The 20943-nt window shown below is 34.0% G+C and carries 19 protein-coding genes, 2 tRNA genes and 1 pseudogene; 20 read left to right on the plus strand and 2 right to left on the minus strand.

All coding sequences use genetic code 11. The features are described 5' to 3' along the window. Nucleotides 1–10 precede the first annotated feature (10 nt). The 11 genes and pseudogenes from G7059_RS04970 to G7059_RS05020 all read left to right on the plus strand — a co-directional run bounded on the left by G7059_RS04970 (nucleotide 11) and on the right by G7059_RS05020 (nucleotide 8660). Nucleotides 11–1774: a V-type ATP synthase subunit A gene (locus G7059_RS04970; protein WP_166080983.1), complete on the plus strand. Its 1764-nt coding sequence runs from the start codon at nucleotides 11–13 to the stop codon at nucleotides 1772–1774. After that, nucleotides 1774–3159 (plus strand): V-type ATP synthase subunit B, encoded by a 1386-nt coding sequence (locus tag G7059_RS04975; protein WP_166080984.1) that lies wholly within the window; start codon nucleotides 1774–1776, stop codon nucleotides 3157–3159. Before G7059_RS04970 ends, G7059_RS04975 begins: the two co-directional genes overlap by 1 nt. Further along, nucleotides 3147–3767 carry a V-type ATP synthase subunit D gene (locus tag G7059_RS04980; RefSeq protein WP_166080985.1) on the plus strand — a complete coding sequence of 207 codons (621 nt, stop codon included), beginning with the start codon at nucleotides 3147–3149 and terminating at the stop codon, nucleotides 3765–3767. Before G7059_RS04975 ends, G7059_RS04980 begins: the two co-directional genes overlap by 13 nt. A 75-nt stretch (nucleotides 3768–3842) precedes the next feature. Next, nucleotides 3843–3919: transfer RNA gene (locus G7059_RS04985), tRNA-Ile, on the plus strand. A gap of 23 nt (nucleotides 3920–3942) precedes the next feature. Then, nucleotides 3943–4018 (plus strand) — tRNA-Ala (locus tag G7059_RS04990). 173 nt (nucleotides 4019–4191) lie between these two features. Beyond that, nucleotides 4192–4506 carry a hypothetical protein gene (locus G7059_RS04995; protein WP_166080986.1) on the plus strand — a complete coding sequence of 105 codons (315 nt, stop codon included), beginning with the start codon at nucleotides 4192–4194 and terminating at the stop codon, nucleotides 4504–4506. Nucleotides 4507–4812: 306 nt separating this feature from the next. Next, complete coding sequence (locus G7059_RS05000; protein WP_240920546.1) at nucleotides 4813–5712, plus strand: sulfite exporter TauE/SafE family protein; 900 nt, start codon at nucleotides 4813–4815, stop codon at nucleotides 5710–5712. A 10-nt stretch (nucleotides 5713–5722) separates the two neighbouring features. After that, nucleotides 5723–6526 carry a pyrroline-5-carboxylate reductase gene (gene proC / locus G7059_RS05005; RefSeq protein ID WP_166080987.1) on the plus strand — a complete coding sequence of 268 codons (804 nt, stop codon included), beginning with the start codon at nucleotides 5723–5725 and terminating at the stop codon, nucleotides 6524–6526. Between the two features lie 85 nt (nucleotides 6527–6611). After that, nucleotides 6612–7532: pseudogene (locus G7059_RS05010) on the plus strand (proline racemase family protein); the annotation flags it as partial. A 75-nt stretch (nucleotides 7533–7607) separates the two neighbouring features. Continuing rightward, on the plus strand, nucleotides 7608–8324 hold the full coding sequence (locus G7059_RS05015; RefSeq protein WP_166080988.1) for a FadR/GntR family transcriptional regulator: 717 nt from the start codon (nucleotides 7608–7610) through the stop codon (nucleotides 8322–8324). Between the two features lie 15 nt (nucleotides 8325–8339). Beyond that, nucleotides 8340–8660 carry a tRNA-binding protein gene (locus tag G7059_RS05020; RefSeq protein WP_166080989.1) on the plus strand — a complete coding sequence of 107 codons (321 nt, stop codon included), beginning with the start codon at nucleotides 8340–8342 and terminating at the stop codon, nucleotides 8658–8660. A 517-nt stretch (nucleotides 8661–9177) separates the two neighbouring features. Here the strand turns inward: G7059_RS05020 and G7059_RS10670 are convergent. Together G7059_RS10670 and G7059_RS05030 are read right to left on the minus strand one after the other, a co-directional pair. Then, nucleotides 9178–9363: a helix-turn-helix domain-containing protein gene (locus G7059_RS10670; RefSeq protein WP_370519186.1), complete on the minus strand. Its 186-nt coding sequence runs from the start codon at nucleotides 9361–9363 to the stop codon at nucleotides 9178–9180. After that, nucleotides 9357–10367: a hypothetical protein gene (locus G7059_RS05030; RefSeq protein WP_166080990.1), complete on the minus strand. Its 1011-nt coding sequence runs from the start codon at nucleotides 10365–10367 to the stop codon at nucleotides 9357–9359. The genes G7059_RS10670 and G7059_RS05030 overlap by 7 nt, the downstream gene beginning before the upstream one ends. 128 nt (nucleotides 10368–10495) lie before the next feature. On the opposite strand from G7059_RS05030, the gene G7059_RS05035 reads away from it, so the two are divergent. The 9 genes from G7059_RS05035 to G7059_RS05075 all read left to right on the plus strand — a co-directional run bounded on the left by G7059_RS05035 (nucleotide 10496) and on the right by G7059_RS05075 (nucleotide 20934). After that, nucleotides 10496–11830 (plus strand): PTS sugar transporter subunit IIC, encoded by a 1335-nt coding sequence (locus tag G7059_RS05035; protein WP_166080991.1) that lies wholly within the window; start codon nucleotides 10496–10498, stop codon nucleotides 11828–11830. 8 nt (nucleotides 11831–11838) lie between these two features. Next, nucleotides 11839–13539 (plus strand): DUF4091 domain-containing protein, encoded by a 1701-nt coding sequence (locus G7059_RS05040; protein ID WP_166080992.1) that lies wholly within the window; start codon nucleotides 11839–11841, stop codon nucleotides 13537–13539. Nucleotides 13540–13701: 162 nt separating this feature from the next. Then, nucleotides 13702–14520 carry an alpha/beta hydrolase gene (locus G7059_RS05045; protein WP_166080993.1) on the plus strand — a complete coding sequence of 273 codons (819 nt, stop codon included), beginning with the start codon at nucleotides 13702–13704 and terminating at the stop codon, nucleotides 14518–14520. Next, nucleotides 14513–15907 carry a glycoside hydrolase family 1 protein gene (locus G7059_RS05050; protein ID WP_166080994.1) on the plus strand — a complete coding sequence of 465 codons (1395 nt, stop codon included), beginning with the start codon at nucleotides 14513–14515 and terminating at the stop codon, nucleotides 15905–15907. The genes G7059_RS05045 and G7059_RS05050 overlap by 8 nt, the downstream gene beginning before the upstream one ends. After that, complete coding sequence (locus tag G7059_RS05055) at nucleotides 15904–16794, plus strand: ROK family protein (RefSeq protein ID WP_166080995.1); 891 nt, start codon at nucleotides 15904–15906, stop codon at nucleotides 16792–16794. The genes G7059_RS05050 and G7059_RS05055 overlap by 4 nt, the downstream gene beginning before the upstream one ends. Nucleotides 16795–17013: 219 nt before the next feature. Further along, a complete protein-coding gene (locus G7059_RS05060; protein ID WP_166080996.1) occupies nucleotides 17014–18009 on the plus strand; it encodes a MerR family transcriptional regulator in 996 nt (331 codons plus the stop codon). A gap of 153 nt (nucleotides 18010–18162) precedes the next feature. Then, nucleotides 18163–18687, plus strand: a complete 525-nt coding sequence (locus tag G7059_RS05065) for a VanZ family protein (protein ID WP_166080998.1) — start codon at nucleotides 18163–18165, stop codon at nucleotides 18685–18687. A gap of 163 nt (nucleotides 18688–18850) precedes the next feature. Then, nucleotides 18851–20227 carry a MurT ligase domain-containing protein gene (locus G7059_RS05070; RefSeq protein WP_166080999.1) on the plus strand — a complete coding sequence of 459 codons (1377 nt, stop codon included), beginning with the start codon at nucleotides 18851–18853 and terminating at the stop codon, nucleotides 20225–20227. Then, the gene (locus tag G7059_RS05075; RefSeq protein WP_166081000.1) at nucleotides 20227–20934 is read left to right on the plus strand and encodes a glutamine amidotransferase; all 708 of its coding nucleotides are present in this window, start codon (nucleotides 20227–20229) and stop codon (nucleotides 20932–20934) included. Before G7059_RS05070 ends, G7059_RS05075 begins: the two co-directional genes overlap by 1 nt. The last annotated feature ends 9 nt before the right edge of the window (nucleotides 20935–20943 follow it).

Below are 20943 nucleotides of genomic sequence, written 5' to 3' on the forward strand. Positions count from 1 at the left end.
GAGGAATGTTATGAATCAAGGAATAATTACAAAAATATCTGGACCCTTAGTAGTTGCAGAGAATATCCCTTCTGCGAGATTGTATGACACTGTGTATGTCTCTGATAAGAAACTACTGGGAGAAATCATTGAAATACGTGGTAATAAATCATCAATTCAGGTGTATGAAGAAACATCTGGTATCAAAGTTGGAGAACAAGTAGAATCCTTATATCGTCCACTTAGTATCATGTTAGGACCTGGAATTCTGTCGAAAATTATTGATGGTGTTGGTCGTGATTTAAGTCAATATGCAGAAGCTTCTGGTGATTACTTACACCATGGTTTCCATTTTGAATCACTGGATACAGAAGTACTCTGGGAGTTTTTCCCACTTAAAAAGACAGGGGATAGCGTCAGCCCTGGTGACTTTTTAGGTTATGTAAATGAACACCACTTAAAACACTACATCATGGTTCCGAATGGAATTGAAGGTGTTGTAGAGAGTATTGTGAGTGGGGAGCATACCGTTCTTGATACAGTAGCAAGTATCCAAACAAAAGATGGTACTCATGAAGTAAGTATGATGACACGCTGGCCAATTCGTAAGTCACGTCCATACTTAAAGAAACATCTACCTGATGAACCATTAATTACAGGACAACGTGTTATTGATACCTTTTTCCCTGTCGCCAAAGGTGGTACAGCCTGTGTACCGGGCCCATTTGGATCGGGTAAGACTGTAGTTCAACATCAGATTGCGAAATGGTCAGATGCTGATATTGTGATTTATGTAGGTTGTGGAGAACGGGGTAACGAGATAACGGATGTGTTGAATGAGTTCCCAGAAATTCATGATCCCCGTAACAATGCGCCACTTATGAATAAAACAGTATTAATTGCGAATACATCAAACATGCCTGTAGCTGCACGTGAAGCATCAATCTACACAGGAATTACAATTGCTGAGTATTTTAGAGATATGGGCTATCAGAGTGCAATGATGGCTGATTCTACGTCACGCTGGGCCGAAGCGTTACGTGAGATGAGTGGTCGTTTACAAGAGATGCCTGGAGATGAGGGTTATCCTGCATACCTTAGTTCAAGACTTGCTGAAGTGTATGAACGTGCAGGTGTTGTGACACCATTAGGGGAAGAGCGTCCTCGTGGTTCAGTAACCATGATTGGTGCTGTATCACCAGCAGGTGGGGATTTATCAGAACCTGTTACCCAAGCTACTTTAAGAATTGTTAAAGTATTCTGGGCACTGGATGCGCAATTAGCGTATGCACGACATTTCCCAGCAATTCACTGGTTAGAAAGTTACTCTCTATACCAAAACTCACTTGAACGTTATACCAAGAAGCAAGGGGGACGAAACCTCTCTAGAAACCGTCAACAAGCAATGCTTGTCTTAAAAGAAGAAAGTCGTTTGGAAGAGATTGTGCAACTTGTAGGTAAGGATACCTTATCGGATCACGATATCTTGAAGTTAGAGATTGCACGTATGATTCGTGAAGATTTCTTACAGCAAAATGCTTTCCAAGATGAAGACACTTATACTTCTTATAAGAAACAATCAGTAATGTTAAACAATATTATGGAGTTTTATAGTGATGCGAAGCGTTACTTAACCCATGATCATATCTATATTGCAGACATTATGAATATGAAATCTGTATACCTTATCTCGAGAATGAAATATGTAGCGGATGATAAAATAGAAGAATTAGAAGGAATGATTCCTCAATTTAAAGAAGAATTTGAATCGCTAGTAGAAGGTGGTGAAGACTAATGCGTAGTTATAAAAGTATCAAAGAAGTAGTTGGTCCACTCTTAGTAGTTGAGAATGTTGAAAACGTTGCTTTTGATGAGCTCGTGGAAATATATATTGAGAATGATGACCGTCGCATTGGTCGTGTCTTAGAAGTTGATGGAACATCTGCTATTATCCAACTGTTTGAATCAAGTATGGGAATTAGACCGGATGAAACTCGTGTACGTTTTATGGGTAAACCGATGAGCTTGCAAGTTTCTGAAGGAATGATTGGTAGAGTATTTGATGGTAAGGGACAGCTTATTGATGGTGGTTCCACACTCATATCTTTTGAAGAAAGAGATATTAACGGAGCTGTTATGAACCCAATGCTGAGAAATTACCCTGATCAGTTTATACAAACAGGTATCTCTTCAATTGATGTATTAAATACACTTGTAGTAGGTCAAAAGTTACCGATCTTCTCAGGTTCAGGATTACCTCATAATGAGCTAGCTGCTCAGATTGCCCGACAAGCAAAAGTTCTAAATGATGATATTGAGTTTGCGGTAGTATTCTGTGCAATGGGTATATCTTTTGAGGAAGCACGATTCTTTGAAGATGAGTTTAATCGAACAGGAGCAATTGATCGTACTGTAATGTTTATGAACTTAGCGAATGACCCAGCTATAGAACGTATTATTGCACCACGAATGGCAATTACAGCCGCCGAGTATCTTGCGTTTGAGAAAGACATGCATGTTATCTTGATTATGAGTGATATGAGCTACTATGCAGAATCCTTACGAGAAATCTCAGCATCACGTAAAGAAATCCCAGGACGTCGTGGATATCCTGGATATATGTATACTGACCTCGCAACGCTTTATGAGCGCGCTGGACGATTAAAAGGGAAACCAGGTTCACTTACCATGCTTCCTATCTTATCGATGCCAGAGGATGATAAAACGCATCCTATCCCTGATTTAACAGGATATATTACGGAAGGACAAATTATCTTAGATAGAGATTTAAACCGTTCGGAAATAGTACCACCTGTCGATGTATTACCAAGTTTAAGTCGATTGAAAGACAAAGGGATTGGTGAAGGAAAAACACGAGAAGATCATGCAGACTTAATGAACCAATTGTTTGCATCGTATGCACATGGAAAGAAAACGACAGAAATGGCAAGTATCTTAGGAGAGAGTTCTTTATCAAAGCTTGATCGTCAGTACGTTAAGTTTTCAGAAGCATTTGAACAAGAGTTTATACGTCAAGGATTCTATACTAATCGTGATATTGAAACATCTTTAGATTTAGGGTGGAAATTATTATCAATGTTACCTAAGACTGAACTAAAACGTGTTCGCGATGTTTATATTGATAAATATTATCAAGAGGATCCATCATGGCACGCTTAAATGTAAATCCAACGCGTATGGTGTTAAATGATTTACAGAAACGATTGGGTATTGCTTCTCAAGGTCATAAGCTTTTGAAAGAAAAGCAAGATTCTTTAATTCGTCAGTTCATGGTGTACTTTGAACAAGCACAAGTATTAAGAAAACAAATTGATACTGATTTTGCACTGATGAATCGAAACTATCAATACGCAAGTTTAGAGATGGATGAAAGTATTCTTGATGAAAGTCTTCAACAGACACAAACTAAGATGCATGTTGAACGTAAACAAGAGAATGTCTTCGGTATGAGTGTACCTCACTATACGATTCGAGAAGAACAAATTGAAGAGTCTAGCGAATCTTTGTACTGGTCACATTATCGAATTGATGATATTAAGAAGACACATCCTGAGATGAAACAACACTTGATTGAGCTTGCTCAACTTGAGAAAACATGTTTTATATTGGCTAAGGAAATTAAATCAACACGTAGGCGCGTAAATGCCTTAGAGTATAAGACAATTCCACAGTTAGAAGAGACCATTACATACATAAAATTACGAATTGATGACCAAGTTCGTAGCCAACAAGCACGTGTTATGAAGGTAACTGAAAGAAGTGAGTAAAAAATCACTTCTTTTTTGTTTTTTGCGTTGACACAGTAATAAGTAAATGGTATATTATTAAAGCAGTCGAGAGACGGGCCTGTAGCTCAGTTGGTTAGAGCGCACCCCTGATAAGGGTGAGGTCGCTGGTTCGAATCCATTCAGGCCCACCATTTTATCAGTCTGCACAAAATTTGGGGTTTTAGCTCAGCTGGGAGAGCGCCTGCCTTGCACGCAGGAGGTCATCGGTTCGATCCCGATAAGCTCCACCAAATTTAAATTCAAACGTATTTCTTAGTGAGATGCGTTTTTCTTTTATCATTGATACATATTAAAGAACACGATTGAAAACGCTTGCAATATATAGGTGGAATGATATTATGAAAATGAATACATACACTGTATTCAAAAACAAAGATTCTTCATATATAGAGAGGTGATCGAGATGGAGAAAAAAATTAAACGCAAGAAAAATATTGGTAAGACAATCTTAACCGTAGTGGTATTGTTGTTGTCTACTTTTTTGTTCACTGTAATTAGCGATGCTAATAGTTTGAAAAATGATAAGGCTCCTAAATTCGCATTCCTCGTCTCAGAAAAAGGTGGAGTTAAGGAATACATAGGTTTTGGATATAGAGTATACTACCAAAAGAGTAGCTATTATGGAGTAACGTTTATGTGGGCAGATGAGAAAGATGTGGAGCTCGGAAATCCTTATGTAAATAGATTGAAAGTGATTACTCTAGGTAACCTAACTTAACTTAGATAGAACTTTTAGTTTTATTTATCTTAGGAACACTATAGTATATTATGAGTAGTTATGAATTGAAAAATATTTTATCTGCAAACGCATTTCTAATGAGATGCGTTTTTTCTATTTATATGTATCTTTTTCTGTAAAATCTGTACATTTTATCAATATGTTCACAAGCAAAGTTGATAATTATTGAATCCCTCGTTAAAACAATAACATATAAATATATTAATCTGTGAATTCATTGACATACTTTTGCGACAGGTATAGCATTTAATTATGATGTATGTTGTCAGACAAGGAGGAAAGAATATGAATGACAGTACGATTTTATTGATGATGTTAGTTGCAATTGTTTTAGTGAACATGGTGTTTATTGTAAGGTTTGCTTTAGACTTTTGGCAACATCGTGAAGAAACTTTCCAGGAGAAGGGAAGTAATGTATTTTATAGTGTATTAGGTTTTTTAACCATGATATGTGCAACCTTTGGTGTATCCGATTATGCAATTAATACAGTAGTTTACACGAAGACTAAATATGTTGAGGATCGCTTAATACCACCAACATTAAATACGGAATGTACCATTCCATTAATGTTTATGGCACTGATTTACATAAATTCCATTGAATGCGATATTACAACGCTCTTGGTACTAATTGTAGCTCAAACTATTGGATCAATATTAAGTCCAAGAATTGTAGCTAAATTACCAGCTAAGACAATTCGTTGGTCAATGGGTATTGGTTTACTTATTGCAGGCATCCTTGTTTTTTTAGGCCAAATTAATTTTATCTCAACAGACGGTACACTTACCGGACTTACAGGTATGAAACTTGTTATTGCTGCTGTTGCTATGTTTGTGTTTGGGGCAATCAACAATATTGGTATTGGATCCTATGCTCCAACAATGGCTACAATTTATGCACTTGGAATGAGTCCACTTGTAGCATTTCCAATTATGATGGGTGCATGTACATTCTCAATTGCACTTGGATCCGCTGAATTTGTACGTTTAAAAAATTATGCAAGAAAACCTACATTCTGGTTTGCTATCTTTGGTTCACTAGGAGTGTTCTGTGCTGCATATCTAATTAAGGACTTAGATGTTTATATCTTAAAATGGATTGTTCTAGGAGTTATACTCTTTGCGTCATACAGTCTAATATCAAATGAGATTAAATCATTAAAAAGTGAAAAAGTATCAATTTAAGGAGTAAATTATGAAAAATAACAAAATAGTTTTTATCGGTGCTGGTAATATGGCCGAAGGTATCATTAGAGGTCAATTAAATACTGGTGCTTTCGAATCATCTCATATTTCTATTTATGAAATACTGGAGTCTCGTGCAAAATATATGGTCGATACTTATGGTGTATCTAGTGTTGGCACTATTTCTGAAGGGGTTAAGAATGCAGATATCGTGTTTATTGCAGTACGTCCACAAGACGCTATTGGTGTTCTTGATGAAATCTCTAAAGCAAACAACAAGCAAGCACTTATCTTATCAATCTGTGCTGGTATTACATTGGATACAATGAATACTCATCTATCTGATGATTATCGTATTGCACGAATTATGCCAAATGTTCTCATTGAAGCTCAAAACGGCTACAGTGGTGTTTGTGTAAATGCGAATGTTACGAAGGAAGATAAAAAAGTTATCGAGTACATTCTCAAAGCTTTAGGTCAAACGATGTTTATCCCCGAAACACTCTTTGATGAATTTACTGCATTTAGTTGTGCTGGTCCTGCGTATGTTCTCTATTTCGCAAACGCACTTATCGACGCTGGAGTTCAATCAGGATTTTCGCGCGAAGATTCAAGAAGTATAGTACTCGCAAACTTGCTTGGAACATCACAAATGCTAAGTATTACTGGTTCTCATCCATATCAAATAGTAGATACGATGACCTCTCCTGCAGGAGTAACAATTGAAGGCTTGAAGTCTTTAAATGAAGATGGGTTTACAGGTAGTGTTATGCGTTGTGTGGAAACAGCTGTGAAGAAAGCTAAGAGTTTTTAAATATGACTTATGAGCATTCTATTCACGTAATAGATACACATACAGTAGGTCAGAACACAAGGATTGTAATCGGGGGTTACCTTTACTACGTGGCGATACCATGATGGAGAAGAAAGAATATTTCATGAGGCATTATGATAATATTCGTAGGTTCTTAATGCATGAACCACGTGGTCACGCAGATATGTTTGGTGCAATTTTAACGGAGCCAACATTACCAACAGCGGATTATGGCGTATTATTTTTAGATGGTCAGGGATCATTAAATATGTGTGGTCATGGAACAATTGGTGTTGCGACTGTTCTAGTGGAGCAAGGAATGGTAGAGGTAAAAGAACCTTATACCCATCTTGTGCTAGAAATGCCTGCAGGACTAATAGAAGTTAATGTAAAAGTAGAATCAGGTAGGGCACTCGAAGTTTCCTTCCAAAATGTTCCTTCTTTTCTCTATAAGAAAGATGTGAAAGTTAGTGTCGATGGATTCGATGAGATAGTCTTAGATATTGCTTTTGGAGGTAGCTTCTTTGGTATTGTGCATAAGGATCAACTGGATATTGATGAAATTAACCCAAAGAATATTTCATCAATTATAAGTAAAGCCTTGTTGCTTATGAAAGCTATCAACGAGCAAATTCCGATTCAACATCCTACACTGAATATTAATAAAGTTGAACTAATTGAAATTTACGGACCCTCTCAAACAGTAGGGGTAGATGCACAGAATGTAGTAATTCTTGGTCATGGTGAGGTAGATCGATCCCCATGTGGTACAGGAACCTGTGCTAAAGTAGCGAGCTTGGTCGCTCGTGGAGAATTATCTTTGGGTGAAACGTTTGTATACGAAAGTATATTGAAGACTCAGTTTAAAGCCAAGGCTGTAAGAAATGTTCAAATCGGTGAGTTTACTGGAATAATTCCAGAAATTACTGGACATGCGAATATTACAGGTTTTAACCATTTAATAGCAACACAAGATGATGAGTTAAAGCATGGTTTTATTCTTTAGTTTAACTGTGATTGATTGTATTTCATGTCAGTGATATTATTATTACAGTAACTATCCTTTGAAAGGAATGGTATCATGACAAAAAATCAATTGGATTATATTGCAGAAATTGCGAGTGCATCTTCGATTGGCTATGCAAATATGCTTGCTGATAAATTAGCAAAATTAATATTAGAAGGAAAGCTAGAAGCTAATTCAATGCTTCCTAATGAAAATGAAATGTGTAAATTACTATCTGTGGGTAGAAGTACAATACGTGAAGCTTATAAGGTTCTTGATACGATGGGATATATCACTAGAACTAAAACAGGTACCAATATTAATGATGTACACTCATTGGCAATCAAGGGGTCATTTCAAACGTCTTTAAAGCTTACTGATCTGGAAGAGTTAGTTGAGTTCATTCTTCTATTAGAACCTAAAGCAGCTTACTATGCTGCCTTAAGAGCTACCGATGAAGAACTTGTAGAAATTAAAAAATACTTGGATGAATGTGCGAATTATAATGGAGATATCAAAGTCTTAGAGAAGGCTAATCGATTATTTCATGAAAAGATTCGTCATGCATCACACAACAAAGTATTAGTAAGTGCTATTGCAGCTAGTTTCGGCGCCTTTGAAGAGTTTATTGTGAAACCTGTATACAAGGAAGATAAGGAATCTATTGATTTCCTTAATCAATGTATCGTAGAACATCAAGAATTATTTGATGCCATTTTAGAGAAGGATGCCTCACGTGCACAAGAAATATCTGAACTTCACCTGCGTGCAGATGTTCGTTTTAGTTCATAGAGATAAGAGGTAAGAATGCAAGGTTTTGAAAATTATGATTTACGTGTTGGAACAGTAGTGGAAGTAAGCATCAATAAACGAGCTCGTAAACCATCATACGGTATAAGTATTGATTTCGGAGATGATATAGGAATAAAAATGACATCTTCTCCTATCGTTGATACTTACACACCTGAATCTATTATAGGAATGCAGGTAATCGCTGTGATGAATGTAGGTGTTATGTATATTGGTGATGTAAAGAGTGAAGTTAAACTCTTGGGTGTTGAGACTGAGACAGGAGCAGTTCTTATTACTCCACATGAATCCGTAGTAAACGGAAGTCGTATATATTAGATATAGTGTAAAACTGTTATAACTAAATATAAATTTATGAATTTAGTAATATCTTTTGGAATTATTTAAAATTAAAGAAAAGCAGACAATGTTGTTAGAAGTATATTTCCATATATTTGCAATGCCAAATTATGAGTTTACTTCAATGCTAGTCTGCTTTTTCATAATGAATAGATAAATTTCTTAAAATTATGTCTGAAAAACTTTGGATAGGTACCTCTTCTATTACAAGATTTGATCTATTAGAACTTTATATAGCCTTTTTTAAAAAAATATAAGTAAAAGAAACGTATTTTTTTAATAAAAAGTTATTGTAGGAGAAGAAAAAATTCTGACATTACTATTTCTAAAATTTAAATTAGCAATGCTACGTGATTTGTTATATGTAACTTTTTTAGAGTTAAGTCCTTGATTCCATAGTGTCAATGAAATTGACTTTCTAACCAAAAATGACAAATCAATTATAGTGATAATATATAAGTATTGTTATTATGTTGGAATATTTTTAAATTATTTGTTAATCCCAAATATTGTAAAACCAATTGGTTTCGCGATAATGTTTAGGCGTTTTCCCTACAATTTTTCTAAAGCATTTTATAAAATAGCTTTGACTAATAAAATTTAGACGTTCTGCAATCTCTTGAGATGAAAAATTGGTAAATAGTAGCATCTCTTTTGCTTCATCAATTCTTCTTGTTAACAAATAATCAGATATTGTCTCTCCAACTTCAATTTTAAATTTGTTCGATATATAAGTTGTGACTTTCCTATAAATTTACCAATTTCATCTAGAGATATTTTTTCTGTTAGATGCATATCTATATAGTTGTATACTTTTTTAGTATCTGATGAAACATTTTTGAAACGATGGTTGCTGTAAAGATTCATGAACTGAATCGATGTATATGAAAAATATTCAATTATCTGGCGAGTTGTTGTCATAGAATCCATTGCTTCTATGAGACTATCTGAAAGGCTAAATGCAGTTTCTAAGGGAATTCCATCTTGAATTGCTGTTCGAGTTATTATTGTAACAAACCCTACAAATTTTAAACGTATACTTTGTAATGCATCTGATGATAATAGATTGCTCGAATGAGAAGATAATGATCGTATTATCCACTCAATTTTGTCTATTTTTTGTGTTCTAATATAGTGAATTAATCGCAACTCCATTTGATATGAATCCTTAGTGAATCCTTCAGATCTTCTGTTATCTAGAATATTTGTAAACCGCTTCTTTGTAGATATTCGATTGTCTTGTACATCAATATATGATATTTTTAGTTTTTTATTCTCAATCGTTTCGTGTTTTAATGCGAAATAAATAAATTTGACATGATTTAAAAAACCTGTTTCTGACTCTTTTTGAAGTTCGAAACTAAAATTACTAAAAGGATGATTAGCTATAAAAGGCGAGGTTGTACCACTTATAACTGTTGGCCCGATTATTATCTTATAGTCTTTGTTTTCAAGTTTACATCTAAACTGTGCAAACATAAAATATCCATCGGATAGTGAACAAAATGATTCTGTGGAATTTATTACATGTTCTATTATTGGAAACTGATTGATTAGTTCATTAACTTTATCAGGACTAAAATCCAATTTTGGAAAAATCAAAGTTGTGCCTGAGGCTACCAATATCGGAATGTGTGTATATGCATAAAACTGATCAGAAAATTCTTCTAACGTGCTTAATTTCATAAGTCCACCTTTATATTCTTATATAATTCTGTATTTTATTATAAAACTATAATTAATCATACTATACAATGTATTCATAGAAAAAGAAAGCGCTTAATTTTCTAATAAAAAGGAGAAAATATACTAATATGAAAAACTTAGAGCGGTTTTTAAGTGATCGAGTTGAACCGCTAGCGTCAAAATTACAAGAAATAAATGTTCTAGGAGCTCTTATGGAAGGGTTCATTAGAACTTCACCTGTAACTTTAGGCTATGCTTTATTGTCAATAATAACTTCTTTTATGGGGATGATTGAGATTGCAAATCCTTTATTCATAGAAGGAAGCGATCTAGCTTCAAAAATTTCAATTACTCAACGTTTTGGTCTTGAACCTCATTTTACTGCACTTGGTAATGCTGCCTCTGCAATGCTCGCAATATATGCAGTCTATAGTATTGCTACAGCTTACGCTAAAAGAATTAATACTCTTCAGATGAATGCCGCACTGGTTTCAGTTGCTTCATTCTTTATATTAATTCCTTTTGATGCGCATGATAGTGTTAGCGCTATTACCGGAATGCCTGAAACTTCTTACTCAATTAACCTAAATTACTTGGGAGCTAAAGGGATGTTAGTAGCGATTCTTGTAGCGTTATTCATTCCTCAACTAGTTAAGCTTTTTTCTAATTCGAAGTTGCAAATTAAATTGCCAGACAGTGTTCCTACTATGATTCAGGAATCTTTAGAACCAATGATTACAACTGGAATTATATTTATTATTGTCTTATTAATCAGAATTGGTTTTGCTTCTTCAGCATTCGGTAATGTATTTGATTTTGTTGACAAGGTATTAAGCAAGCCGGTTACAGGAATGATTGGAAGTCCGATAGCTATGATTGTTGTATTAACCTTAATTAACTTCTTATGGTTCTTTGGAATTCACAATGCAGTATTACAAGGACCACTTTCAATTCTATCTATAACACTTGTTTTATCAAATATTCAAGCTGCCATGCAAGGGCAACCGATGCCATATGTAGCAACTGCTATTGTATCAGGAGCTGTATTAAATTCTGGTGCTCAAACAGGATTAATTCTTATATTACTCTTTGCTAAATCGCAAAGGTATAAGTCGATTACTAGACTATCAATAGTTCCTGCTGTGTTTAATATTACAGAACCTTTAATGTTTGGACTACCTATAGTAATGAATCCAATCTTTTTCTTTCCACAAGTATTTGCTCCACTCTTTGCGGGTATTGTAGCGTGGGTTTCTTGGGCTACTTTCCTTGGTCAGTATACATTCAATCCTGCAATGTCATTATTGCCGTTTGTAATTCCTAAACCAATTTCGGGATTTTTATCCGCCGGATTAAAGGGGTTAATAATGTGGATAATAGTTACTGCAATAACTGCAGTAATTTGGTATCCGTTTGTTAAAGTAGCTGATAAGAAAGCATTTGAAGAAGAACTTAATATATAGGAGCCATTATGATAAAAATATGTAATGAATTAGTAAAAATAGATAGTTTTACCCGATTAGATTCAATTTCATCATTAAATAAAATGACAGTATCTAAGAATCAAATTGCTTCATTTCAAATAGTACTTGAACCCAAAACATTCAGTATCGTTAATGTATCGGATAATCCTGCACTAACAGATAAAATTGGTGCATCACGTTATCGTATTGAAGTTATCTCTGAATATGATGCTGACTTATATAATGTCTTAACTCTAGAAGATGAAAATGGTATTGAATATTGCGATATTCTCACACATCAACCTTTTGTGGAACATAAAGGAAACATGCCATGCTCCGTTTGGGTTGATCTCAAAATAAATAAAAAAGAAAGTTCCGATGTTGTTGTAAATGTATATCATACAGTTTCAACAAATGATGAAAATCTAGTTTATTCAGATACTATCAACGTTGAAGTTTTGAATGTTGAAATTCCATGTCCGAAAGATTATTCAATCTATGTTGATTTATGGCAACATAATTCTAATATAGCTCGCTACTACGAAGTACCTTTGTGGGGTGACAGTCATTTTGAAATCCTTGAAAAAGTTGTTCAAACATTATCAGATATTGGACAGAAATCTGTAATGATTATTGCAAGTGAGTGCCCTTGGAATGGGTGGGGGACTCATATCTTTTCTAAAGATGGAAGTGTATTATATGAGCACTCTATTATCTCGTTAAAAAAATCAAAGGATGGCAAGCTTTACGCTGATTTTTCTTACATGCAACGTTATATTGACTTGTGTAATAGGTATGGTATTAATGGAGATATTTCTGTCTATGGACTCCTAGGTGTTTGGAATCTACCATTATTTCCTTCAAGAACTACTGAAAACTACCCAGAGACTATTATGGTTCGCTATTATGATGAAAGAGATGGTTCATATAAATATCTTAATCAAAGTGAGGAAATAAAAGAGTATCTAAGATTGATAATAGATTATTTTAAAAAAACTGGACAGTTTAGTCGTGTTAGAATTGCGGCAGATGAACCAAAAAACGATGAAAAATCAATAAAAAATTATGATTCTACAATAACAATATTACGCGAGATTGATAGTGAGATTCAATTTAAATTGGCTGTTGATAAGGATTCTGTGATAGATAAATATGAAGACATAATAAGTGACATTTCAACTTCCTTTCCCTGTACTACTCGATATTATGATAAATTAGATTCAAGTAAACATAGGTTATGGTATGTCTGTAATATTCCAGACAAACCTAATACGTTCTTAAAGTCTCCTCTTTTCGAATCACGTGTGATTGGAATTCTAAACTCAGTATTTGGATATGACGGTTTTTTAAGATGGGCATATACATGCTGGACGAAAAACCCGAGAGAAGATATACGTTATGCAACTCAAGGTCTTCCAGTAGGTGATATTTGTTTAGTATATCCTGAAAAAAACGGGGAAATTGCTCTATCGTTGCGATACAAAGCTTTACAGCGCGGGATTGAAGATTTTGAGATAATGAATGTACTTAAACAAAAAGGGAAGCTTGATGTAATTAGAAAAGCTAATCAAATTATTAAGCTAAACACAAATCCTAAAGAATTTATGAATAAGAAAAAAATTACACATGACAATCTATTTAGTAAAGATATTGCAGATTACGAGTCGATGAGAACATATCTATTAAATGAACTTCTTAAGACAGTTTAACACTGTCTTTTTAAAGAAAGGAGACTTTCGGTGATAATAATTTTATCAATCTTAGCTTTATGTATATATCTAATTTTTATGACACCATATCCGTTTGTTTGCTTTTTGAGACGACAGATCGGAAGTGGTAGGTCTAAATCGCCTAACAACATATCAGAATATTTGGAAAAAGTTTCAAGAGAGTATGCAGTTGAATTTCCATCGAAGTATAACAATAATAACTACGACATTGCAACTCCTTTAAATGGTGAAATTAAAGGAGTAATCTTATGGATTCATGGTGGATCTTTTATAGGGGGAAGTAGTGAGGGAACAAGAAACTTTGGACCAATGATTGCAAGTCAAGGCTACATCTTTCTGGCTATGAATTATGCATACTCACCTGAATATAGTTTTCCTACTCAACTTCATCAAGTGGGAGAAATGTTGAACTATATATCGAATGATAATAGATTTAATAATAAACCAATAATACTGGGTGGTGATTCTGCAGGTGCTAATATTGCAGCAAATTATATTACTATCACAAGCAACGAAAAACTATCAAAAAAGTACAATCTTTTTAGTAACGATAACCAACAGATAGAGGCATGTCTATTATTTTGTGGTCCTTTTGATTTTACCGAAAATATAAAAAAAGACGATTTTAAGAAATATAATACCTTTATGAAATATATAGGATGGTCATATTTTGGAAAAAGAAAGTGGAAAAAGTATGACAAGCATCGTGATGCTTCGCCACTTATCAATATTAATGATAGATTTCCCAAGACTTACGTGTGTGATGGTAAAATTGCTTCATTTCTTTGGCAAGGAAAACGACTAGTAGAGGTATTAGAAAAAAAGGGTATTGAAGTTCAAGGGAGGTTTTATGAGTATTTACCTCATGAATTTCAATTTGATTACGAGAAATATCCGGAAGAAGCAATTCAAGTTTTTAATGACGTAGTAACATTTTTAGGAGGTAATAAAGATGATTAATGATAAATTTTTGTGGGGGGGAGCTATAGCAGCAAATCAAGCAGAAGGTGCTTACAATGTTGACGGAAAAGGTCTCTCAATAATGGATACAGTAACAAGTGGGAATAAAGATACACCACGTAGGTTTACCTTAGAATTTGAAAAAAATAGTTACTATCCAAATCATTTAGGTATAGATTTTTACAATAATTATGAAACTGATACTGATTTGTTTAGGGAAATGGGTTTTCAATGTTTTAGAACATCAATAGCATGGAGTCGAATTTTCCCGAATGGAGATGATGAAGAACCAAATGAACAAGGACTTGTATACTACGATAATTTGTTTAAAACATTAAAAGAAAAAGGTATGGAACCTATTGTTACAATATCTCATTTTGAAATGCCTTTAGCACTTGTAAAGAAGTATGGTGGTTGGAGAAATCGAAAATTAATTGATTTATATGCAAGGTTTGCTGAAGTGGTATTTAGAAGATATAAAGGAATAGTAAAGTATTGGATGACATTTAATGAAATAAATAGCACAATCATGGTTCCTGCAATAGCTGGTATTATAGTAGGAAATGATGATGATGTAAAAAAAATATCATATCAGGCACTACATCACCAATTTGTAGCGAGTGCTAAGGCAGTAATTATAGGACACGATATAGATCCAGAGAACAAAATAGGTTGTATGGTTATGACGACGGTTGGTTACCCTAAAACGAGTCACCCTCTTGATGTTTTAGCAAGTCAAGAATATTTAAGAGATGGTACATTATTTTACTGCGATGTTCAAATGAGAGGTGAATATCCAAATTACTTTAAATCATACGGTGTAGATTTAGAAGTACTAGAAGGTGACCTTGAACTGCTAAAAAGAGGAGTCACAGACTATGTGGGATTTTCATATTATGCTTCACAAGTTGTATCATACAATGGAGAAGGTGATCAAATACAAGGGAATATGACCACAGGTCTGAAAAATCCATATTTAGATGCAAGTCCTTGGGGTTGGCAAATTGATCCGGATGGTCTTATCTACTTAATGAGAGAACTATACGAAAGATATAACAAACCGCTTTTTATTGTAGAAAACGGATTTGGTCATAACGATGTCGTTGAAAAAGATGGCAGTATAGTAGATGATTATAGAATTGATTATTTGTCGAAGCATATTAAAGCTATGCTAAGTGTAATGAACACGGAGAACATAGAAGTAATTGGTTATACAGCTTGGGGACCTATAGATATCGTTTCAGCGGGAACAGGCGAGATGGATAAACGTTATGGATTCATTTATGTAGATTTGAATAATGAAGGTAAAGGGACATTAAAAAGGATTCGCAAAAAGTCATTTCAATGGTACAAAGAGGTAATTGCAAGCAATGGTGAATGTTTATGAAACGTTTATGTATCGATGCTGGAGGTACCTTTATCAAATATGCTTGGTTCGAGAATAAAATAATAGTAGACCAAAATAAAATTGAAACACCCTACAAATCTAAAGAAGCTTTCTATGAGTGTATACGACAAATTTGGGATGCTGAAGTAGGTCCAAAAGAAGGGATTAGTATTTCTTTACCTGGAACAATAAATCCAGTAACTGGTTATGTAGTTCAGGGAGGATCATTGCAATATCATAATAATTTTGAAATGAGAGCGTGGTATGAATCAAGGTTTAACACACCAATTTTTGTGGAAAATGATGCACGGTGTGCTGCGTTGGCTGAAATGACAGCTGGAAATATGAGAGATATCGAAAATGGAATTGTGTTAACGTTTGGTACGGGTGTTGGTGGTTGCTTTATTATTAACAAAGAAATATATAGAGGGTCCCATCTATTTTCAGGTGAGGTATCTGTCCTAATCTGTGATAGTTTAGAAGAAAAGGGGCGAGAAGCTTTTTTAGGTAACAAGCTAGGTATTGGGCATCTAATCAATTCAATTTGTAAATCTAAAGGAGTTGAGATTGCAGAAGGACGCAAAGTTTTTGAATGGATTCAAGAAGGTGATATAATTGCGAATCAATTATTTTCTGACTATTGCAAAGTATTTGCTGAACAAATATTTAATATGCAAATTATGTTAGATCCACAAAGAGTGTGTATTGGTGGTGGAGTTAGCGAAAATCCTGTATTCATGAATGGGATTAGTAATGCACTCACATCTTTTTATGATAACTTACCTGTAGATATGATTCGAGTAGACATGAAATCATGTAAATTTCATAATGACTCAAATTTATGGGGGGCATACTACAACTACGAGATAAGACAAAGTAAAGAATAAACCTTTGTTGTATATATAATGATTGACTCTTTAATGTCTGATCGCAGTGAGTTTTTTTATCTCACATGATTGACTTTAAGGAGTCTTCTTCATTTTAAGTGTTATGCCTAAGTGTTCATCTCATTGCAAAGCTTTTTTTGAAATGTAGTATAATAATATTGAATAAAGCTTGACCTTATAGTCACTATATAGTGTTGAATGGGTTTAGGTGGTGAAATTATGAAGACAAATGAAGTAGAAAAATTATTGGGTATTTCAAAACAAACATTATTTTACTATGAAAAAGAAGGTTTACTTGAAGTGCCAAGAGATGTAAATGGATACCGCAACTATTCAGACACAAATATATCTGTACTCCAAAGCATTAAGTATCTAAGAAACCTTGATATTGCAATCGATGACGTAGGACTCATTCTTAATGGAGATATATCATTTCAAGATATCTTAAGCATAAAGACAGATGAAATTGAAGATAATATTGAAAAAAGTAAAAGTCTTTTAAGTGATGTTGAAACATTACGAGAAAAGCAGTCTCCTTATCTCACAAACATTCAAAACTTAGAATCAGACACCAAACGCTATCCATTTAGTTATTGGAAAACAACAGATACTGCGACTATTGGACGAAGAGTAACACGAGGAATCATTTTTAGATGGATGATTAGCTTCTTTTTCATTTCTATTACACTTACAGTGTCAGCCTCAATAGGCTTAGCAAGGGTAGCGAATTACAGCTTAACCGGAACTCAATTTGTATTAATCACAATAACGGTTATTGTCTGTTTATACATAGCTTTAATTATGGATGTCATACCACTAGGAACACCTGTTGGTTCGTATCGTCTAAGGTTTGTTGAGTTTACTGAAACAGGAGTTAACTACTATCAAGGGAAAGGGTTTAAAAGTAATTTAGAGTACATCATCTCTGTAATAAGGGGAATGGATAAAGTTACTAGTAAACAGTTCAGCGATATACAATCAGTTAAGATAAATACAGTCACTCGTTATTATCGCCCTTACGCATATCGTTCGTATATCCCTGCAATGCAAGTTAAAGTTCCTGATTTTTTGTTTACGTTTAAAGATGGAACGAGTTTTTACCTTTATGCTCCGATGATCCTAAATAATGATTTGGAGTGGCTAGTTGCTTTACTAAAAGAAAAAGTTGAGAACCTTGTGAATCTAGATGATTTTATAGAGAAGGGCAAGAATTAAATAAATGTTATGAACTATAATAGTAATTAAGAGAAAGTGTGTGGGATAATATGGAAGATATCATAGAAATAGTTAGTTCTTTGTATACTAACGAATACGGATTAGACTTGATATCTGTACTTCCGTTTGCGTTTTTTATTGTGGTTGTATCTGATGGTGAAAAACAGGAAGCAAGAGATTCTATACAAATTACTGCTAACACTCATAACAATATATATATATATAGCTAAAGTAATTGATTATACTATTCTTCCATTACCGCTAAACTCACAGTCGCTTCATGAGTATCAAAGAATATTTTCGTTTGATTTGAGTACGAACATCAATCTAATCCCTTTTATTTTGGAGATTGGCGACCCTTTTGCGAGTTCAATTTTTCGTTTGCACTTCCTAAATATTTTATTGTTTGTACCTATGGGAATGATTGCTGGTTTTTATAACAACAAACTGAATCTAAAGCAAGTCTTGCTTAAGGTGTTTTACATATCACTACTTATAGAGACTGTTCAGCTTTCCTTAGCAATGTTCTTAAACTTCAGTGTAAGAACTTTTGATATTTATGATTTGATTATGAACACACTTGGAGGGCTTGTTGGAATATTGATCTTTAGAATCCTTGTTGTAAAAGGATTTAGATTTATCTTTAAAGGTAAATCAATTTATGACATTAAATCATGAGTTCTATTTTTATAGCTTTGCCTGTGTTAGAAAATCTAGTACATACTACTACTTAAGAATTATTAGACTTCAAAATAGTGACACACAATAGAAAACTCTACGGTATTATGGTACTATTATTAAAGAAAATGCGTAATCAAATTATTAGAAAAGAAGGCTTTATATGAAAAAACCAATTAAGTTTTATATCGCAACGTGTGTCGCTCGATTATCACGTATTGCACTCAGAACTTTAGGGCGAAATGCTTCTCATCTACCAGGTGTTTTAGCAGTTCGTATATTACCAAATTACTTATCTTATTTAGAGATGCCAAATCGTGTTGTTGTTGTTACAGGTACAAATGGTAAAACAACAACTGTAAACATGATCCTTTCTTTCTTGAAAGAACAAAACCAAGAAGTAGTTACCAATCAATTAGGTAGTAATATTCTTGGTGGGATTATTAGTTCACTACTAACATCAACTTCTTTCTTTGGAAAAAATAGAAAAGATTTAGGTGTGTTTGAGGTTGATGAGAGAGCGTCTAATTTAATCTTGCCTTACCTTAAACCAGATATTGTTGTTGTTACTAATTTATTCCGTGATTCATACCGTCGAAATGCTCATGTTGGGTTTATTGTAGATATTCTTGAAACAAGTATTCCAAAAGAGTCTACATTAATTCTTAATGCAGACGACTTGCTAGTTCAAAACCTTCGTACAGAAAACAATCGAAAACTGTTCTCAGTAGCTCCACAAGAAGGGGAAGAACAAGTTCTCGATAGTATTATTCAAGATGTTGTGTATTGTCCACGATGTAATCATGAATTAACCTTTGATTTTAAACGCTACCATCACATTGGTTTTGCCCATTGTGAGAATTGTGGATATAAGAATGCAGAGGCTGATTGTGTTGTTACTTCTACGGGAGATATCGTTAGAATTGAAGAAAACGGTGAATCCTATGATTATAGTGCTGTGGGTGCCAATATTACCGATACCTACAACATGGTTGCAGCGATTACTGCATTGCGTGAAATGGGCTATTCACAAGATACAATTCGTTCAGGATTTAATGAAATGCATATTGTAGGTTCGCGTTTCCATGAGAGAATGGTTGGCAATCATCGCCTGCTTACAATTCTATCCAAGGACCAAAACCCAGTAGCTAACTCACGAGTCTTTGATTTTATTAGAAAACAAAAGTCATGGAATTCAGTTTCTGTAGTTATGATGACTGAAGTATCTGATTATTCGGGGATGCCAGATGTCGTTGAAAATGTTGCATGGTTGTATGATGCGAACTTTGAATATTTAAATCAGGACTTTATTAACCAAATAATCATTGTAGGTTATCGAAATGAGGACTTTAGAGCAAGACTGCTTCTCGCGGGCTTCCCTGATGATAAGATTGTATGTCTTACAAAAGTAGATGATCTATTATCACATGTGAATTATGATTCTGAAACGTATGTCTTACTCCATGGTACAAAGAATATTGATTCAACTGCTAAGATAAGCAACGAGCTGGCAAGTAAATTGATGGAGGAGAGTGTCTAATGAAAATAGAATTCATGTTTCCTGAGGTATGTGCTTTATATGGAGATTACGGCAATATCACTCTAGTTAAACAAATGTTTAAAGAAGCAACAATCTATGAAACTAAAATAATCGATACTCCTCGTTGGGTTAGTGAAAATGTAGATTATATCTACATGGGTGCAATGTCTGAAAAAATACAATTAGATGTTATCAAGATTCTATTAAGTCATAAAGAACGATTTATTGAACTTATTGAAGCTGGAACTCATATTATCTTTACTGGAAATGCAATGGATGTTTTAGGTAAGACCATTACTGATGAACATGGTCAGGTCTTTGATGCCTTTGGTATCTTTGATTTTACAACCATTATTAATAAGAAAACGAGATTTAATTGCCTCATGCTTGGAGAGTATGAAGGTGCCAGAATTACAGGATTTAAGACACAGTTCACTATGTCATATGGTGATAATAGTAATAACTACTTTATGAAAGTAGAAAAAGGAATTGGATTAAATAGAGAATCAAATCTTGAAGGTTTTAAGAAGAATAATTTGATTGCGACAAATATTACAGGACCATTATTAGTCTTGAATCCGGATTTCACATTGAATTATTTTAAAGAAATTGATGAAAATGTAACAGTTCCTTATTTTGATGTCATGAAGCATGCACAAGATAAAAGGGTAGTAGACATGTTACAAATGAAAACAGCAATTTATTAGAGGTGGACA

Source organism: Erysipelothrix sp. HDW6A (genome assembly GCF_011400295.1).
Taxonomy (GTDB): domain Bacteria; phylum Bacillota_I; class Bacilli_A; order Erysipelotrichales; family Erysipelotrichaceae; genus Erysipelothrix.

What these genes read in the sequence shown, in the direction of transcription:
- proC (WP_166080987.1), top strand. Translation starts at nt 5,723, where the DNA reads ATGAAAAATAACAAAATAGTTTTTATCGGTGCTGGTAATATGGCCGAA.
- G7059_RS05070 (WP_166080999.1), top strand. Translation starts at nt 18,851, where the DNA reads ATGAAAAAACCAATTAAGTTTTATATCGCAACGTGTGTCGCTCGATTA.
- G7059_RS05000 (WP_240920546.1), top strand. Translation starts at nt 4,813, where the DNA reads ATGAATGACAGTACGATTTTATTGATGATGTTAGTTGCAATTGTTTTA.
- G7059_RS04975 (WP_166080984.1), top strand. Translation starts at nt 1,774, where the DNA reads ATGCGTAGTTATAAAAGTATCAAAGAAGTAGTTGGTCCACTCTTAGTA.
- G7059_RS05050 (WP_166080994.1), top strand. Translation starts at nt 14,513, where the DNA reads ATGATTAATGATAAATTTTTGTGGGGGGGAGCTATAGCAGCAAATCAA.
- G7059_RS05030 (WP_166080990.1), bottom strand. Translation starts at nt 10,367, where the DNA reads ATGAAATTAAGCACGTTAGAAGAATTTTCTGATCAGTTTTATGCATAT.
- G7059_RS05055 (WP_166080995.1), top strand. Translation starts at nt 15,904, where the DNA reads ATGAAACGTTTATGTATCGATGCTGGAGGTACCTTTATCAAATATGCT.
- G7059_RS04970 (WP_166080983.1), top strand. Translation starts at nt 11, where the DNA reads ATGAATCAAGGAATAATTACAAAAATATCTGGACCCTTAGTAGTTGCA.
- G7059_RS04995 (WP_166080986.1), top strand. Translation starts at nt 4,192, where the DNA reads ATGGAGAAAAAAATTAAACGCAAGAAAAATATTGGTAAGACAATCTTA.
- G7059_RS05040 (WP_166080992.1), top strand. Translation starts at nt 11,839, where the DNA reads ATGATAAAAATATGTAATGAATTAGTAAAAATAGATAGTTTTACCCGA.
- G7059_RS05035 (WP_166080991.1), top strand. Translation starts at nt 10,496, where the DNA reads ATGAAAAACTTAGAGCGGTTTTTAAGTGATCGAGTTGAACCGCTAGCG.
- G7059_RS04980 (WP_166080985.1), top strand. Translation starts at nt 3,147, where the DNA reads ATGGCACGCTTAAATGTAAATCCAACGCGTATGGTGTTAAATGATTTA.
- G7059_RS05065 (WP_166080998.1), top strand. Translation starts at nt 18,163, where the DNA reads ATGGTGAAAAACAGGAAGCAAGAGATTCTATACAAATTACTGCTAACA.
- G7059_RS05060 (WP_166080996.1), top strand. Translation starts at nt 17,014, where the DNA reads ATGAAGACAAATGAAGTAGAAAAATTATTGGGTATTTCAAAACAAACA.
- G7059_RS05020 (WP_166080989.1), top strand. Translation starts at nt 8,340, where the DNA reads ATGCAAGGTTTTGAAAATTATGATTTACGTGTTGGAACAGTAGTGGAA.
- G7059_RS05075 (WP_166081000.1), top strand. Translation starts at nt 20,227, where the DNA reads ATGAAAATAGAATTCATGTTTCCTGAGGTATGTGCTTTATATGGAGAT.
- G7059_RS05015 (WP_166080988.1), top strand. Translation starts at nt 7,608, where the DNA reads ATGACAAAAAATCAATTGGATTATATTGCAGAAATTGCGAGTGCATCT.